Here is a 14,774-nt window from a genome sequence, read left to right as displayed (position 1 = left end):
ATTTAAAATGCAAGCTCGTACCATTTACTTCATTACCGGCGCCCTGTTGCTCGCTGCCGCCATTCTCTTCGCAGCGGTTTCCATCACACAGCAGCAGCCCCAGCTTTCGACCTCAGAAATTCAGCAGTTAATCGATGACGCTATCGAACAAAAGATCGGCTCACTGCAAACAACAAAAACTCAGGGCCAAAGCACCCCCGTGGATACCTCTCAACTTGGCCCCGTTATCGAAAACTACCTGATTGCCAATCCGTCAATTTTGCAGCGCATGTCAATCGCATTGCAGCAAGAAACAGAACGCGAGCAGAATGAACAAGCCAAAGCGGCGTTGTCCACCTTGCACGGCGCGATCTACGATGATCCGGATCACGTAGTTTTGGGCAATCCAGAAGGTGATGTCACCCTGGTTGAGTTCTTTGACTATAATTGTGGTTTCTGTCGCCAGGCACTTGCCGACGTGATTGAGTTGCTGGAAGAAGACAAAAATGTTCGCCTCATCCTAAAAGAGTTCCCAATTCTAAGCCAAGGCTCTGTAGACGCGGCGCGGATAGCTGTATTGGTGGCGCGCGACAAAGACGTCAGCTATATGGATTTCCATCAGCAAGTCTTTGCCTCACGCGGTCAAATCGACAAGGCCACAGCACTAAAAGCAGCTGAAGCACTGGGCATGAACCCGATTGAGCTGGAATTGCAAATGGGCGACAAAACAGTCACCGATACAATTGGGCGCAATTACCAAATCGCAGATTCTTTGGGCATTTCTTCAACACCAAATTTCATCATTGGTGATGAAATCCTACGCGGCGCAGTCGGCATCGCTGAGATGCGGGAAAAGGTGAAAAACATGCGCGAATGCGGCAAAGCGACGTGTAATCTATAAAATCAGCCCATTTTATCTATAAACTGTCAAAAAGAGCAAAGGATTGTCTTGCAACCCTTTGCCTTTTCGCCCAATTTCGTATAGTCACATCACACTTTTGTGGCGAACGGCATAAGTAGAGGCGTTGATGACCAAAAAAATCGCAATTCTGAACGGACCAAATCTCAACTTGTTGGGGAACCGTGAAGGCGACATTTATGGCAATATCGGCCTAGCTGAAATTGAAGCCGCGTGCGCAGACGAATGCGCCCGGTTCGACTTTGGCCTTGAGTTCCTACAAACCAATTCTGAAGGTGAGCTTGTAACGCTTATCCAAGAAGCAGGCGCTGCGTGTGATGGACTTATCATCAACCCAGCTGCATATACGCATACTTCGGTGGCCATTCATGACGCGATCCGCGCCATCAATATCCCCACAATAGAAGTGCATCTTTCTAACATTTATGCGCGTGAAGAGTTCCGCCATAAATCATTTGTATCCCCAGTTGCCACCGGAACCATTTGCGGTTTGGGCCCAACTGGATATATCCTCGCAATTGGGGCACTGGCGACACAGATCCCAGCGTAATTATCAATCGGAGAAGCAACCTAGATGACTAAAGGTTCACAAATTGACCGCGATCTTATCCGGACGATTGCAGAATTGCTGAATGAGCAAGATCTTGCTGAAGTTGAAATCGAAAAAGACGACTTCCGCGTTCGTGTTACGCGTTCATACCCTCAAGAAGTTGTCCACATGCCAGCTCAAATGGGCTACGCTCCGCAAATGGCAGCACCTGCCCCAGCACAGGCAGCTGCTCCAGCAGCACCAGTAGCAGTGGCCGCACCTGCCCCCGAAGACTTGGGTTCTCACCCAGGCACGCTTACTTCACCAATGGTTGGCACTGCCTATATGGCACCAGAGCCGGGCGCAGCAGACTTTGTTCAAGTCGGCGCGAAAGTGACTGAAGGTCAGACCGTTTTGATCATTGAAGCCATGAAAACAATGAACCAAATCCCAGCTCACAAAGCTGGCACGGTGACACGTATTCTTGTGGAAGACGCCCAGCCTGTCGAATTCGGTGAACCACTTGTTGTGATTGAATAGGAGAAACAAACATGTTCTCCAAAGTCCTAATTGCCAACCGCGGCGAAATTGCATTGCGGATTTTGCGTGCCTGTAAAGAAATGGGCATTCAAACCGTTGCTGTACACTCGACAGCAGACGCAGATGCCATGCATGTGCGCCTTGCAGACGAAAGCGTGTGCATTGGCCCCGCCCCTGCAAAAGACAGCTATCTCAACATTCCCTCCATCATGGCGGCATGTGAGATCACCGGCGCAGACGCCGTTCACCCGGGTTACGGCTTTTTGTCGGAAAACGCACGGTTCTCGCAAATTCTTGCTGAGCATAATATCGCGTTCATCGGCCCTTCAGCGCACCATATCGACATTATGGGCGACAAGATCGAAGCGAAGCGCACCGCTAAAGCCCTTGGCATTCCTGTTGTGCCCGGCTCGGAAGGTGGCGTAACAGAAGACGCTGAAGCCAAACGCATCGCCAAAGAAATCGGCTATCCAGTGATCATCAAAGCAGCCTCTGGTGGCGGTGGTCGCGGCATGAAAGTGGCCAAAAACGAACAAGAAATTGGCGTTGCCCTTTCAACAGCCCGCACAGAAGCAAAAGCAGCTTTTGGTGATGATGCGGTATATATCGAGAAATATCTCGGCAAACCACGTCACATTGAGATTCAGGTTTTGGGTGACGGCAAAGGCCGTGCAGTGCACTTGGGCGAACGCGATTGTTCGCTGCAACGTCGCCACCAAAAGGTTTGGGAAGAAGCATGCGCTCCAACCATCACAGCCGAGCAACGTGACAGAATCGGCATGATTTGCGCGAATGCTGTGGCAGAAATGAAATATTCTGGCGCGGGCACAATTGAATTTCTCTATGAAGACGGCGAGTTCTATTTCATTGAAATGAATACGCGTTTGCAGGTTGAGCACCCCGTAACCGAACGCATTACCAACGTGGACATTGTTTACGAACAAATCCGCATTGCGGCAGGCATGGAAATGACGGTCAAGCAAGAGGAAGTGCAGTTTTGGGGGCACGCGATCGAAGTGCGCATTAACGCTGAAGATCCAGAAACCTTTGCACCATCACCGGGTACAATTTCATACTACCACCCAGCTGGTGGTGTGGGCGTTCGGGTCGATTCTGGTGTTTATCAAGGCTACAAAATTCCACCCTATTACGACAGTTTGATTGGCAAGCTCATCGTTCATGGCCGTACGCGACCAGAATGCCTGCAGCGTCTCAACCGAGCTTTGGACGAATTTGTGGTTGATGGTGTCAAAACAACTCTGCCATTGTTCAGAAAGCTCATCAAAGAACCTGATGTTATTGCCGGTAACTACGATATTCACTGGTTGGAAAAATATCTCGCGAAGTAAAGATATACAGGGCCGCAATGGCCCTGTTTTTAATTATGGAACCAAACGACCCTTACGCGCTCAAACTCACCCCTGAAATGCTGCTTAGTGCCTATGCACATGGCATCTTTCCCATGGCAGAAAGCGCCAACTCAAACGATCTGTTTTGGGTTGACCCCGATGAGCGCGGGATACTCCCCCTTGATGGGTTCCATATTTCCAGAAGCTTAAAGAAAAAAATGCGCCAAGAAGCGTTCGAAGTACGTGTGGACACCAATTTCTTGTCTGTCATTTCCGCCTGCGCAGCAGAACGGCCTGACAGTCAAGAAACCTGGATAAACGATGAGATTATAGACCTGTACCATGCGCTTTTCAGGGCCGGTCACTGCCATACGGTGGAGGTGTGGAGCCAAGGCAATCTGGTTGGCGGCCTTTACGGCATTTCTCTAGGTGGTGCTTTCTTTGGTGAAAGCATGTTCCATAAAGTGCGGGACGCCTCAAAGATCGCCCTAGCCCATCTGGTTGATCGCCTAGTTGTTGGCGGCTTTCAGCTATTGGATACCCAGTTCATAACTGATCACCTGCGCTCGATGGGCGCGGTCGAAATACCGCGCGCGCAATATCACGCTAAACTCAGTCAAGCACTGCAGCTAGACGGGGATTTCTATCGGCTTGATGGCGGCGGCACATCTGAGTTTTGCTTGCAATCAACCAGCCAAATATCATAAACGGCATTATCAATTGCATTCAACGCAGGGCTTTCGGCAAACATCCAACCTGTAAAGATGCGGCTCAAGGTTTGTTTGAGTGACACTTGATCAACTTCAACAAAAACTGTCGTGCGCTGCGTTTCATTGGGTGGTCGGGTGTGGCAGGCCCTTGGTGTCATCTGCAACGCACCAAATTGCACCGTTTCATCAATATATACGTCGAAATTAATGATGCGGCCTGTGATTTTGTCTAATCCGGCAAACACAGCAACAGGGTTAGAAACCGGCTCAGCCTTTGCAGGCGCAACGAAAAGCAGGCCCGCCAAAACGACGAGCCAAACAAAGGCGCAAGTGCGCCCAATCAAGAGGCGGTAAAACACCATCAATACATGACTATTCTGGAGACCAGGCATCGTAGTCGCCTGTCACATTTGGGCGCTCGCCTTCAACCAACATGCTGCCCTTCGGCCGATATGCCGATGCAGTGCCCGTCAAATTCTCGTGGTGAGGTTTTTCCCAAGCTTTTGGCTGATAGTTTTGCTCGGTTGGCGGCACGTCTGTGCGACCATGCATCCAGCCATGCCATCCCGCTTGAATTGCAGACGCTTCAACTGGACCATTAAACGTTACCCAGCGACGCTTTGGGTCTTTCTTGGAAACCCAATACTTGTTGCCCGCTTCATCTTCACCGACGAATTTGCCGTTCAATGCCGTGAACAAACGCGTGCCCATTGTCTGGCCATGCCACCAAATAAATATTTCTGCGAATAGCTGCTTCATTTCAGCTCCAAGATCAAATACGTCCAAATGAACCACATTGGCCCAATTCTTCTCTTGAAAGCGTTTAACATCTCTTTTGGGCAAGAGCCAGACATATAGCAGACAAAAACCGTGCCAAATTGTCCGTTTATGCGCCCTCACCTTATATCTGTTGTGCTCAGGTCAATAAAATGACGACTTCAGAATTCTGTCGACATCAGATTGAATTGATTCCACTTGCGCCATTTGCTCGTCTTGTTCAAATCCATTTGATTCGAACCCACCAGCTCTAAGCTGTTTGTTGTCGAGCCGGTCGACCAAATTTCCAACAACATACTTGTCACCAACCAGCTGCATTTTCTGGTGCTCCGCGGAGACCCAAGCAATGTACTCAAACAAGCGCGTGGTCGAAATGGGTTTGGCAAGCACGGCATGGGCACCCAGTTTGATTGCTTGTTCAAAAGCCCTCTGGCGCACCTGTGACATCACCATAATTACGGGCAATAAGCACACCGGATACAGCTGACGGGAGCGAAACTGTTTTAAGAATCGGTCGCCGGACAAACCATCTGCCTCCCAATCGACCAACAATACATCTGGTGGATCAGAGAGAATCGCGGGTATGGCGTCTTTGGGGTTGTTATATATCCGCAAAGCGCGCGTCGCGGCGCCGGAGAGCATTGATCTATATAGAACTTGCATGTGTCGTGCAGTCTCAATCACAACAACGGAGGGCCCCTTAATATCTTCGGGGCTGTGCGGAACATGAACACCCATAGAAAACAACCTAAACGCAATACAATATACTCACTAAATAATGCGCTTGACAGCATTCCAATAAAAGTTGGCACGGTCACCAATGGCACTTTCACGGACCCCAATTGGTTAACGTCTTCTTTGACCATTTGTTCAATCCTGGGCGCAAACTGTCGATATTTCGGGAACATATAGCCGTTGTTAGATGTGATTCTCATGGCGACCCACCCGGTACTTATTGCCGGACCTGCCCCATATTGCCACCGAATCACACTGTTCACTTTATCCCCATTGTTCACACCAAATATACCAGATATGGTCATAATCGAGGAAATTGGCACTAGGGATTGTGAAAACTGAAAATGATTGTAGTTGACGATATTTCGGAAATCAGTAGGCTCTGTCGTTGCGAATTGAGTAAATGCACCGACATAGCAAACCGCGTATTAGAACCCTTCATTTTATCGAAGGGTCGGGATGTTGTTTGTTCGGCCCAAGATGCGAATCCAGTTTGGATACGTTGATCTACTTAAGTAGGAAATTTGGGCAAATGGCAGCCGCAAGAGTTCAAAACGCGCGTATTTTGGGGAATTAAACCAGCAATTAATGTTGGGCTCCAAGATAAAATTAACGGGGCACATAGGCTGTGCAAGAAAGCCTCATTTCTTGCGCCTAACGGGCAAAGTCGAACAGAAAATCGAAGGACCATAGTGGTTCAACGGGCGCCATATGTGCGTCCAATTACAGCGGGGACTAAAGATGCGCATAGAGCGGCGTTACACCAAGCCAAATCAATCTCCTTACGCGGGAATTACATTTCGCAAGGCAACAAGTGAGATTAAGAACCCCGATGGTTCTGTTGTGTTTCGGCTTGAAAATATTGACGTGCCAGAAAGCTGGTCGCAGGTCGCAGCTGACATAATTGCGCAAAAATACTTTAGAAAAGCTGGTGTTGCAACCGCGCTGAAAAAAGTTGAAGAAAACACCGTTCCGTCTTGGCTTTGGCGCTCTGTCCCTGACGAAAAAGCCCTCGATAAACTGCCAGAAGACCAACAATTCGGCTCCGAAATTGATAGCCGCCAAGTGTTTGACCGCTTGGCTGGTACTTGGACCTATTGGGGTTGGAAAGGCGGCTACTTCAACAAAGAAGAAGACGCCCGCGCTTTCTTTGACGAACTTTGCTATATGCTCGCCACTCAAAAATGTGCGCCCAATTCCCCTCAGTGGTTTAACACTGGCCTACATTGGGCTTATGGCATTGATGGACCTGGCCAAGGCCACCACTATGTTGACCCCTTCACCCACGAGCTTGTGCGCTCAAACTCCGCCTATGAGCACCCCCAGCCACATGCCTGTTTCATTCAGTCAGTAGACGATGATTTGGTTGGCGACGGCGGCATTATGGACCTTTGGGTACGCGAAGCACGTTTGTTCAAATATGGTTCGGGCACCGGTTCAAACTTCTCTGCCCTTCGCGGCTCTGGCGAAAGCCTTTCGGGTGGCGGCAAGTCTTCCGGCTTGATGTCATTCCTTAAAATCGGTGACCGCGCTGCAGGCGCCATCAAATCTGGCGGCACAACCCGCCGCGCCGCCAAAATGGTTGTGGTCGACATTGATCACCCAGATATTGAAGAATATATCAATTGGAAGGTGAAGGAGGAGCAAAAAGTAGCCGCCCTCGTCACCGGGTCCAAAACAGTTTCCAAACATATGAAAGCCATCATGAAGGCCTGCGTGAATTGCGAAGGCCAAGGCAATGATTGCTTTGATGTGCTTAAAAACCCTGCCCTTAAGCGTGAAGTCCGCGCGGCGAAAAAAGCCTTGGTGCCAGAAAACTACATTCAGCGCGTCATCCAGTTCGCTGAACAAGGTTACACAGACCTTGAGTTCCCTGTTTACGATACGGATTGGGATAGCGAAGCTTACCTGACCGTTGCGGGCCAAAACTCCAACAACTCTATCCGCGTGACAGATGGCTTCCTAGAAGCTGTTGAACAAGACACCGATTGGGACTTGGTTGGCCGCATTTCAGGCAAAACCACCAAAACGCTAAAAGCCCGCGACCTTTGGGACAGTGTTGGCTATGCCGCTTGGGCATGTGCCGATCCGGGCATCCAATACCATACCACCATCAACGATTGGCACACCTGCAAATCATCAGGCGATATCCGCGCATCGAACCCATGTTCAGAATATATGTTCTTGGACGATACCGCGTGTAACCTCGCCTCTTTGAACCTGTTGCAGTATCGCGCAAAAAACGGCGACTTCCTGATCGAAGATTTTGAGCATTCTGTTCGCTTGTGGACCATGGTGCTTGAAGTTTCAGTGATGATGGCGCAATTCCCATCAAAAGCCATTGCAGAACGCTCATTTGAGTTCCGCACCTTGGGTCTTGGGTATGCCAATATCGGCGGCCTATTGATGACCAACGGCATTGGCTATGATTCAGATGAAGGCCGCGCCATTGGCGGTGCCATCACAGCAATCCTAACCGGCGTGTCTTATGCAACTTCTGCTGAAATGGCCAAAGAGTTAGGCCCGTTCCCAAGCTATAAGCCAAATGAGCAAGATATGCTGCGCGTGATCCGCAATCACCGCACCGCCGCACACGGCAAGTCAGAAGGCTACGAAGCGCTTTCCATCAATCCTGTGCCGCTTGACCATGCCAATTGCCCCGATACGCGGCTGGTGGATCATGCCAAAAAGGCATGGGACAAAGCCCTTAAACTCGGCGAAAAGCACGGTTTCCGTAACGCCCAAGTGTCTGTGATTGCCCCAACCGGCACCATTGGCTTGGTGATGGATTGTGACACCACTGGCATTGAGCCTGACTTTGCGCTTGTGAAGTTCAAAAAACTTGCCGGCGGCGGTTACTTTAAAATCATCAACCGCGCAGTGCCTGAAGCTTTGCGCACCCTTGGCTATGCAGAAGACCAAATCGCAGAGATTGAAGTCTATGCAGTTGGCCACGGTAACTTGAACCAAGCACCGGGCATCAACCCAACAACGCTGAAAGCCAAAGGCTTCACCGACGAGAAAGTTGAAGCCATCAATTCAGGACTTGAAAGCGCATTTGATATTAAATTCGCCTTCAACAAATGGAGCCTTGGCGAAGACTTCTGCCGCGATACGCTTGGTTTGTCTGACGAACAATTAGACGACATGAACTTTGATTTGTTGGCAGCTATTGGCTTCACCAAACAAGAAATCGACGCCGCCAACATCCACGTTTGTGGGGCGATGACGCTTGAAAAAGCACCTCACCTGAAAGAAGAGCACTATAATGTGTTCGATTGCGCCAACCCTTGTGGTCGGATCGGCAAGCGCTTCTTAAGCGTTGAAAGTCACATCCGCATGATGGCCGCCGCGCAACCGTTCATCTCTGGTGCGATTTCTAAAACCATCAACATGCCAAACGATGCAACGGTTGAAGAGTGTAAAGAAAGCTACATGCTGTCTTGGAAACTCGCGCTTAAAGCCAATGCACTTTATCGCGATGGCTCAAAGCTCTCTCAGCCACTCAACTCCCAACTTTTGGCCGACGATGAAGATGACGCCATTGACGCGGCAGAAGATTTGGTTGCCAAAGCCCCAGTGGACCGCACTGCTGCCGTTTCAGAGCGGATTGTTGAACGCATTGTTGAGCGGGTTCGCGACCGGGAAAAAATGCCCGACCGCCGCAAAGGCTACACGCAAAAATCCCGCGTGGGTGGTCACACCATCTTCTTGCGCACCGGCGAATATGACGATGGCCGCATTGGCGAAATCTTCATCGATATGCACAAAGAAGGCGCCGCCTTCCGCGCCATGATGAACAACTTCGCCATCGCCATTTCTCTTGGCCTTCAATATGGCGTGCCGCTGGAAGAATATGTGGATGCGTTCACTTTCACTAAGTTTGAGCCTGCGGGCATGGTGCAAGGCAACGAAGCAATTAAATCCGCAACATCTATTCTTGATTATGTGTTCCGCGAATTGGCGATCTCATATCTTGATCGCGATGATTTGGCCCACGTAACCCCAGACAATATGAGCACCACCTCTTTGTCCCCCAACGCTGCCCAAGACCAAACTTCAGGCAACGGCCCAAAACCAGTTGGCGCATCCCAATATGTGTCCAAAGGCCTAACCCGCGGCCGCGTGAAAGACAAAAACCTGATGCTTGTCTCCTCTGAACCAACGGCCTCTACTGGCAACCCGGTTCAAGCCATGCAAACCAGTGCTGCAACCATGTTGCACACCTCTGGCCAAACAGCCCTAAAAGCTGAACCCACCGTCGCCCCCGGCTCTGCCCCGTTAGCAGACACCAACATCCAACGCGCCCAAGCGCGGATGAAAGGCTACGAAGGCGAAAGCTGCCCCGAGTGCGCAAACTTCACGCTTGTGCGTAATGGCACGTGTTTGAAATGTGACACTTGTGGAAGCACTACGGGTTGTAGCTAGGAAATAACGAAGCCCGGGCAGAAATGTCCGGGCTAAAATTTTTAGGAAGTACAAATCATGAACTGAATATTCGCTGGTTCTAAATACACCAAAACCGGAGCTGTCACTCCGGTTTTGGAACCGCGCATCAACCGATTTGGCGGCGCGGGGCAAATAGGTAATCTCCCCTTTTTGCGATTCCGATTAAATCGCAAAATCTCCTGTTTGTCGACACGCCAAGTCATTCAAATGATCGACAAGGATATAAAAATGTTTGATCAACAAAACAGACAGGCTATTTGGCGCAAGGCCCAACCAATACCCAATTATGATCCAAATATTTGGCGATGGGACAAGTTTGGCAATGTGATTAAATATGCGAATTATGGTCTAACGACTGAGCATGGTTGGGAGTATGACCATATAACGCCAAGCTCCCTCGGCGGAGGAGATGAAATTCCAAACCTCCAGCCATTACACTGGCGAGCCAATAGACAAAAAAGCAATCGGTTTATTGGTTAATAGTTGCCCCGGTCGGCCCAAAATCGACCGGGGTTTTGATTTTTGAGGGATCGGAATGAAAATACCGGCTTGGTTAAATAAAGAGAACTTTGAATGGTTCTATAAGCTTGTCCGTAAAGCGCCGTATGTACGTGTAACAGGCTTAGGAATTGCAACTAGCGTTGCGATCCTAACAACGCCGATTTGGTGGCAGATACTCTTAGGTGCTGCATCTAAATATGACGTAGGGATCGGAGCCCCGCCTCACCCCCTTATTGGACTGGCAATTTTCGTCGTTAGCCTCGCATTTTTTTACGTTTGTTTTCAAACGGATCGAAAAAACACACATGACATCAAGGCTGCGAAGAGAGATCATGATAAAATTGTTGCGATAGATTTGGTTAAAAAATCAGTCCAGCCGGAGTTCATGAATTTTCTAATCCGCATGGAACGGGACCATGCGATTTTCTCTACTGAAAGCTATTTCATGTACGATCTCTGCGTGAGTCTTTTGGACAAAAGACGAAAATTCTCATCCCTAACTTTGGAAAAAGCGCGCGCCGAAGCTGGAGAGAGCTTAAACCTGTTAAACGAGTTTCGAGGAATGAGATTCTTCCCACATGGAAACGCAGATAGTTCTGAAGACAGATACTTTGCACTAGAACCAAATCTAAATCTTGATCGGAGCCGGAATTGGTCCCCCGAATTTGATGAACGATACAGAGCGGTAGTCAACGAGATGGTGAAATTACTCGACAGGTTTGAAAATTCATACAACACTCTACTCGACGAAATTCGTGAAGAACTCCAAGTATCCGTAAATACAGTTGAGCAGCAAAAAGATCCCTCACCCTGAGCCTGTCGAAGGGCGAGCTAAGAGGAAAAGGCGCCAACACAAATTGCAAACGCCATCGACAACGACCCATCCTTCGACAAGCTCAGGTTGAGGAATTCGTGGCGCTGCATGGATACTCGGGTCAAGCCCGAGTATGACGAGGGTGTGGTTGGGGTGGGCAAGCAGCACCAATCATCTGCAAGCGTCCAATGTGGAAGGCAAAACTTTCCAACAGCACCGCCCCGCACTCGATGCGGGGTCAAAGGGAGGTCCCGGATCAAGTCCGGGACGGTGCGAAAAGGGATGACGGGCGTGCGGGGCGCTTAGGTAGCGGTTACTGAATGCACATATATCACAACAGTTTCCCTATCCTTCGACAGGCTCAGGATGAGGAGTTCGTGGCGCTGCATGGATCCCCGAGCATGACGAGGGTGTTGTGAGGTTGAGCAAGCAATGCCAATCATCTGCAAGCGTCCAATGTGCAAAGCAAAACTTTCCACCCGCACCGCCCCGCACTCGATGCGGGGTCAAAGGGAGGTCCCGGATCAAGTCCGGGACGGTGCATAAGGGAGTGCGGGGCACTTAGGCAGCGAAAACACAATTGATTTGATAATCTGCTGCATGCGAGAGGCGCTCCCCTCACAGCAAAGGTAGAAAAACCCTGGCAATTCGGATGGACAACGCAGCAAAACACTCCAATTCGTCCAAACACTGTAAAGTCAAGTTATCCACCAGCATCTCAACCTCCCCCACCCGTCATCCCTGCGCAGGCAGGGATCCAGGCCGGAGCAAACGAAAAGCACAAATGCCCGCGGATAATCCCGCCTAGACGCCAGACTAAAACCGGGGTGACGACAGAGTGTTGTGGAACGGCCCAGCACAAACCGAAACTTGAAGTGATTTGACGGTCCGAAACAAACCAACCAAACTCCGGCCTATGCCTGCCTTCGTTTACATACTTGCCAGCAAAAAGAATGGAACTCTCTATGTCGGGGTGACCAATAATCTCGTTCGCCGGGTCTGGGAACACAAAGAAAGCTTGGTCGACGGTTTCACGAAGAAACATGAGATCAAACTGTTGGTGTACTTTGAACCATTCGATCAGATAGACGCGGCCATGAACCGCGAAAAGCAGATAAAAAGCTGGAAGCGACTATGGCGCATCAGATTGATTGAGAAAAACAATCCGATGTGGAACGATCTCTACGATGAGATTTGCCGATAGTCCTGCCTGGATCCCAGCCTTCGCTGGGATGACCGCGTTTAGATAAACAGCAGTTATAGGCAAACTCATGCGAAATCAGTGAGGCGACATGGATACTCGGGTCAAGCCCGAGCATGACGAGCGTGTGGTTGGGCTGGGCAAGCAGCACCAATCATCTGCAAGCGTCCAATGTGCAAAGCAAATCTTACCACTCGCACCGCCCCGCACTCGATGCGGGGCCATTTCAGCTCAAAACCAAAAAAAATTATCCCCGCCTCACCCACTTGCCGCATAATCACCCCATCTTCGCTCCAGCGGCCAACGACGGATGGTGGAGTAATTGAGCTACCCATGATTGGCGCATGCTAGCGCGCCAACCGCGGCTCAAAAAAGAAGAGGTTGAGGCCAAAGGGGACGCCATTGGCTACGCAACGCATTTATTGTCCAGCCCGACACCGAGGGCAGCTGTAAGTCGATTGGCGGGGGTTGTTTTCCGTCTTTGCCGCAAGGCAATCATCAAGTGATCGCAAGAGATCAAAGCAGTTTTGATGGATCGCAGGAAAAGGAGATAGAAGGGTTTAGCACTCCGGGGCAACAAGTGAATCGCGACAAAACTCAATTGCACGAGGCATTTATCGTCTCATTTAGATTCTATACCATAAGACGAGACCATAAATGCCTCGTGCTACCGCAACACATTTCGCACCCCGAGCGCTTCTGCGCGTCGGACGATTTTTCGTGCTTTGGTTTGGAAGTTGGGTCCCGGATCAAATCCGGGACAGCCAATCTGTTGGCGTGCCGCCTGCATGGGAAAACACAATGGCGGAGGTGCCGGGGAAGCGAACAAAGTTCGCGACGGCGGCAAAAAAAGCCCCGCACGTAGTGAGGTCAAAACTCCCATAAAAAAAGCCCCGGTAAAAACCGGGGCAATTGTTTGGGAGGTCATCTAAGTTGAATTCATGCTAGGCCAGCAAAAGTTAAGACTTTGCCTTCTTCTTCTTTTTCTTTTTAGGCGCATCTTCTGCATCGTCATCGCCCGCCGCTTTGTTGGGGTCTCGAATGACTTCAATTTTTACCTTAGCAAGCACGCCAGCAAGGCCCCCAAGAATGGCAAGCCACGGCGCTGCGAGCATCACCACGCCGCCAACAACCACGCTGCCGGTCAGTGGCACTTCAATCACCAAATCATCATTGGCCGAACGGATGCGTAGCTTGCGCACATTGCCTTCAGAAACCAGTTTGGTGATTTCTTCAACAAGCTTGCTGCCCGCCACCTCAATCTCTTCGGTGAAGCTTTCCCAGCCGCCCTTTGGCTCCTCGGAATTTTTGCGCTTTTCATCAACCATCATAGGTCTCCTTTGCTGCATTGTACGCCAAATGTGGGCATTAGCGCGCAAAGAACAAGGCGCAACGGGGCAAATAATTGCCGCCGCTGCGCCTTGAAATGCCTCAATCTGTGCCCTAGTGGGGCAAATTCAGTTGATTTTGCTTAGCTTTTGTCGCCGGGGCGAATGTCTGTATAGGTCTTGGTTGCCGGTTTGCCGCGGAATGTCACCCAGAAAAAGTTCAAAACATAAACCCCAGCGGTCTGAAACACACCCTCTTCGGTCAAGCGCCGGCCAGAGGTGCGCATAGGCAACTTAAAGGTCCATTTGACCGGACCAACCTTTGAAAGCCGCACAGCGATGTCTGTGTCTTCGCCATAAAAGGAAATTGAGGTGTCATAACCGCCAGCCTTAAGCCAAGCCGAACGGCGGATCACAAAGTTTCCACCCTGGATCATCGAGCCAACTTTAAGCACAAAGCGATTGAGTAAATAAACCGCAAAGGAAATGTAATAAAAGAACCGCACCAGCATTTGGTTCCAAAGCGAAAGGTCATAATAGATATAAGGACCGCTTAGACCAACAAGCTCAGGTCGTTTCTCAAATGTGGACATGACGGTTTCAATCCAACCGTCTGGCAATTCGGTGTCTGCATCAAGGTTAGCCACAAGCTCAGCGGTGGAGGCGTTAAAGCCCGCACGACGCGCATAAACCAAGCCCTTGTCGAACTCATCAACAACGGTTACGCCCTCAAAACTCTGGGCGATCTCCTTGGTGCGGTCCGTCGAAGCATTATTGACCACGATGATTTCGCATTCAACGCCCGAACTCTTCACCCGCTTGGTGACAGATTCAAGACAACGTCCGATTAGGCCTTCTTCGTTAAAGGCCGGAATAACAAATGCCAATTGCATGAGAGCTCCTTAAATTGGCATTTCAATCAGATGAAATGCCCCGCCGCTTC

The 14,774-nt window shown here is 50.0% G+C and carries 14 protein-coding genes; 9 read left to right on the top strand and 5 right to left on the bottom strand.

Annotated features, from left to right (window positions below; all coding sequences use genetic code 11):
* Positions 1-7: 7 nt before the first annotated feature.
* From O4H47_RS11425 to aat, 5 genes are all read left to right on the top strand, one after another.
* Positions 8-880, top strand: coding sequence for a DsbA family protein (locus tag O4H47_RS11425; protein WP_269394107.1), 873 nt, complete (start codon positions 8-10; stop codon positions 878-880).
* 127 nt (positions 881-1,007) lie between these two features.
* Positions 1,008-1,448: a type II 3-dehydroquinate dehydratase gene (aroQ, locus tag O4H47_RS11420; protein ID WP_269394106.1), complete on the top strand. Its 441-nt coding sequence runs from the start codon at positions 1,008-1,010 to the stop codon at positions 1,446-1,448.
* Positions 1,449-1,472: 24 nt separating this feature from the next.
* Positions 1,473-1,967: an acetyl-CoA carboxylase biotin carboxyl carrier protein gene (gene accB / locus O4H47_RS11415; RefSeq protein WP_269394105.1), complete on the top strand. Its 495-nt coding sequence runs from the start codon at positions 1,473-1,475 to the stop codon at positions 1,965-1,967.
* A gap of 11 nt (positions 1,968-1,978) precedes the next feature.
* Positions 1,979-3,316: an acetyl-CoA carboxylase biotin carboxylase subunit gene (accC, locus tag O4H47_RS11410; RefSeq protein WP_269394104.1), complete on the top strand. Its 1,338-nt coding sequence runs from the start codon at positions 1,979-1,981 to the stop codon at positions 3,314-3,316.
* Positions 3,317-3,333: 17 nt separating this feature from the next.
* Positions 3,334-4,023 carry a leucyl/phenylalanyl-tRNA--protein transferase gene (aat, locus tag O4H47_RS11405; RefSeq protein WP_269394103.1) on the top strand — a complete coding sequence of 230 codons (690 nt, stop codon included), beginning with the start codon at positions 3,334-3,336 and terminating at the stop codon, positions 4,021-4,023.
* Here the strand turns inward: aat and O4H47_RS11400 are convergent.
* The 3 genes from O4H47_RS11400 to O4H47_RS11390 form a co-directional block, all read right to left on the bottom strand.
* Complete coding sequence (locus tag O4H47_RS11400; protein WP_419719618.1) at positions 3,960-4,418, bottom strand: DUF2155 domain-containing protein; 459 nt, start codon at positions 4,416-4,418, stop codon at positions 3,960-3,962. The two genes, aat and O4H47_RS11400, sit on opposite strands and share 64 nt — an antisense overlap.
* Positions 4,399-4,785, bottom strand: coding sequence for an NADH:ubiquinone oxidoreductase subunit NDUFA12 (locus tag O4H47_RS11395; RefSeq protein ID WP_269394102.1), 387 nt, complete (start codon positions 4,783-4,785; stop codon positions 4,399-4,401). The genes O4H47_RS11400 and O4H47_RS11395 overlap by 20 nt, the downstream gene beginning before the upstream one ends.
* A gap of 162 nt (positions 4,786-4,947) precedes the next feature.
* Positions 4,948-5,541, bottom strand: a complete 594-nt coding sequence (locus O4H47_RS11390) for a response regulator (protein WP_269394101.1) — start codon at positions 5,539-5,541, stop codon at positions 4,948-4,950.
* A gap of 738 nt (positions 5,542-6,279) precedes the next feature.
* Between O4H47_RS11390 and O4H47_RS11385 the strand changes: the two genes are divergently transcribed.
* The 4 genes from O4H47_RS11385 to O4H47_RS11370 all read left to right on the top strand — a co-directional run bounded on the left by O4H47_RS11385 (position 6,280) and on the right by O4H47_RS11370 (position 12,506).
* A complete protein-coding gene (locus O4H47_RS11385) occupies positions 6,280-9,966 on the top strand; it encodes a vitamin B12-dependent ribonucleotide reductase (protein ID WP_269394100.1) in 3,687 nt (1,228 codons plus the stop codon).
* Positions 9,967-10,215: 249 nt separating this feature from the next.
* On the top strand, positions 10,216-10,467 hold the full coding sequence (locus tag O4H47_RS11380) for an HNH endonuclease signature motif containing protein (RefSeq protein WP_269394099.1): 252 nt from the start codon (positions 10,216-10,218) through the stop codon (positions 10,465-10,467).
* Positions 10,468-10,522: 55 nt separating this feature from the next.
* Positions 10,523-11,302: a hypothetical protein gene (locus O4H47_RS11375; RefSeq protein ID WP_269394098.1), complete on the top strand. Its 780-nt coding sequence runs from the start codon at positions 10,523-10,525 to the stop codon at positions 11,300-11,302.
* Between the two features lie 916 nt (positions 11,303-12,218).
* A complete protein-coding gene (locus O4H47_RS11370) occupies positions 12,219-12,506 on the top strand; it encodes a GIY-YIG nuclease family protein (RefSeq protein WP_269394097.1) in 288 nt (95 codons plus the stop codon).
* A gap of 956 nt (positions 12,507-13,462) precedes the next feature.
* On the opposite strand, the gene O4H47_RS11365 is transcribed toward O4H47_RS11370, so the two are convergent.
* Positions 13,463-13,831, bottom strand: coding sequence for a DUF4342 domain-containing protein (locus O4H47_RS11365; RefSeq protein WP_269394096.1), 369 nt, complete (start codon positions 13,829-13,831; stop codon positions 13,463-13,465).
* A gap of 143 nt (positions 13,832-13,974) precedes the next feature.
* Positions 13,975-14,724, bottom strand: coding sequence for a glycosyltransferase family 2 protein (locus tag O4H47_RS11360; protein WP_269394095.1), 750 nt, complete (start codon positions 14,722-14,724; stop codon positions 13,975-13,977).
* Between the last annotated feature and the right edge of the window lie 50 nt (positions 14,725-14,774).

The sequence above is a fragment of the Maritalea porphyrae genome, assembly GCF_027213965.1.
Lineage (GTDB): Bacteria > Pseudomonadota > Alphaproteobacteria > Rhizobiales > Devosiaceae > Maritalea > Maritalea porphyrae_A.
The sequence above is the reverse complement of the archived record's forward strand: the minus strand, read 5'-3'. Positions and strand labels throughout refer to the sequence as shown.

What these genes read in the sequence shown, in the direction of transcription:
- O4H47_RS11370 (WP_269394097.1), top strand. Translation starts at nt 12,219, where the DNA reads ATGCCTGCCTTCGTTTACATACTTGCCAGCAAAAAGAATGGAACTCTC.
- accB (WP_269394105.1), top strand. Translation starts at nt 1,473, where the DNA reads ATGACTAAAGGTTCACAAATTGACCGCGATCTTATCCGGACGATTGCA.
- O4H47_RS11360 (WP_269394095.1), bottom strand. Translation starts at nt 14,724, where the DNA reads ATGCAATTGGCATTTGTTATTCCGGCCTTTAACGAAGAAGGCCTAATC.
- O4H47_RS11390 (WP_269394101.1), bottom strand. Translation starts at nt 5,541, where the DNA reads ATGGGTGTTCATGTTCCGCACAGCCCCGAAGATATTAAGGGGCCCTCC.
- aat (WP_269394103.1), top strand. Translation starts at nt 3,334, where the DNA reads ATGGCCCTGTTTTTAATTATGGAACCAAACGACCCTTACGCGCTCAAA.
- O4H47_RS11425 (WP_269394107.1), top strand. Translation starts at nt 8, where the DNA reads ATGCAAGCTCGTACCATTTACTTCATTACCGGCGCCCTGTTGCTCGCT.
- O4H47_RS11385 (WP_269394100.1), top strand. Translation starts at nt 6,280, where the DNA reads ATGCGCATAGAGCGGCGTTACACCAAGCCAAATCAATCTCCTTACGCG.
- accC (WP_269394104.1), top strand. Translation starts at nt 1,979, where the DNA reads ATGTTCTCCAAAGTCCTAATTGCCAACCGCGGCGAAATTGCATTGCGG.
- O4H47_RS11375 (WP_269394098.1), top strand. Translation starts at nt 10,523, where the DNA reads ATGAAAATACCGGCTTGGTTAAATAAAGAGAACTTTGAATGGTTCTAT.
- O4H47_RS11365 (WP_269394096.1), bottom strand. Translation starts at nt 13,831, where the DNA reads ATGGTTGATGAAAAGCGCAAAAATTCCGAGGAGCCAAAGGGCGGCTGG.
- O4H47_RS11395 (WP_269394102.1), bottom strand. Translation starts at nt 4,785, where the DNA reads ATGAAGCAGCTATTCGCAGAAATATTTATTTGGTGGCATGGCCAGACA.
- O4H47_RS11380 (WP_269394099.1), top strand. Translation starts at nt 10,216, where the DNA reads ATGTTTGATCAACAAAACAGACAGGCTATTTGGCGCAAGGCCCAACCA.
- aroQ (WP_269394106.1), top strand. Translation starts at nt 1,008, where the DNA reads ATGACCAAAAAAATCGCAATTCTGAACGGACCAAATCTCAACTTGTTG.
- O4H47_RS11400 (WP_419719618.1), bottom strand. Translation starts at nt 4,418, where the DNA reads ATGCCTGGTCTCCAGAATAGTCATGTATTGATGGTGTTTTACCGCCTC.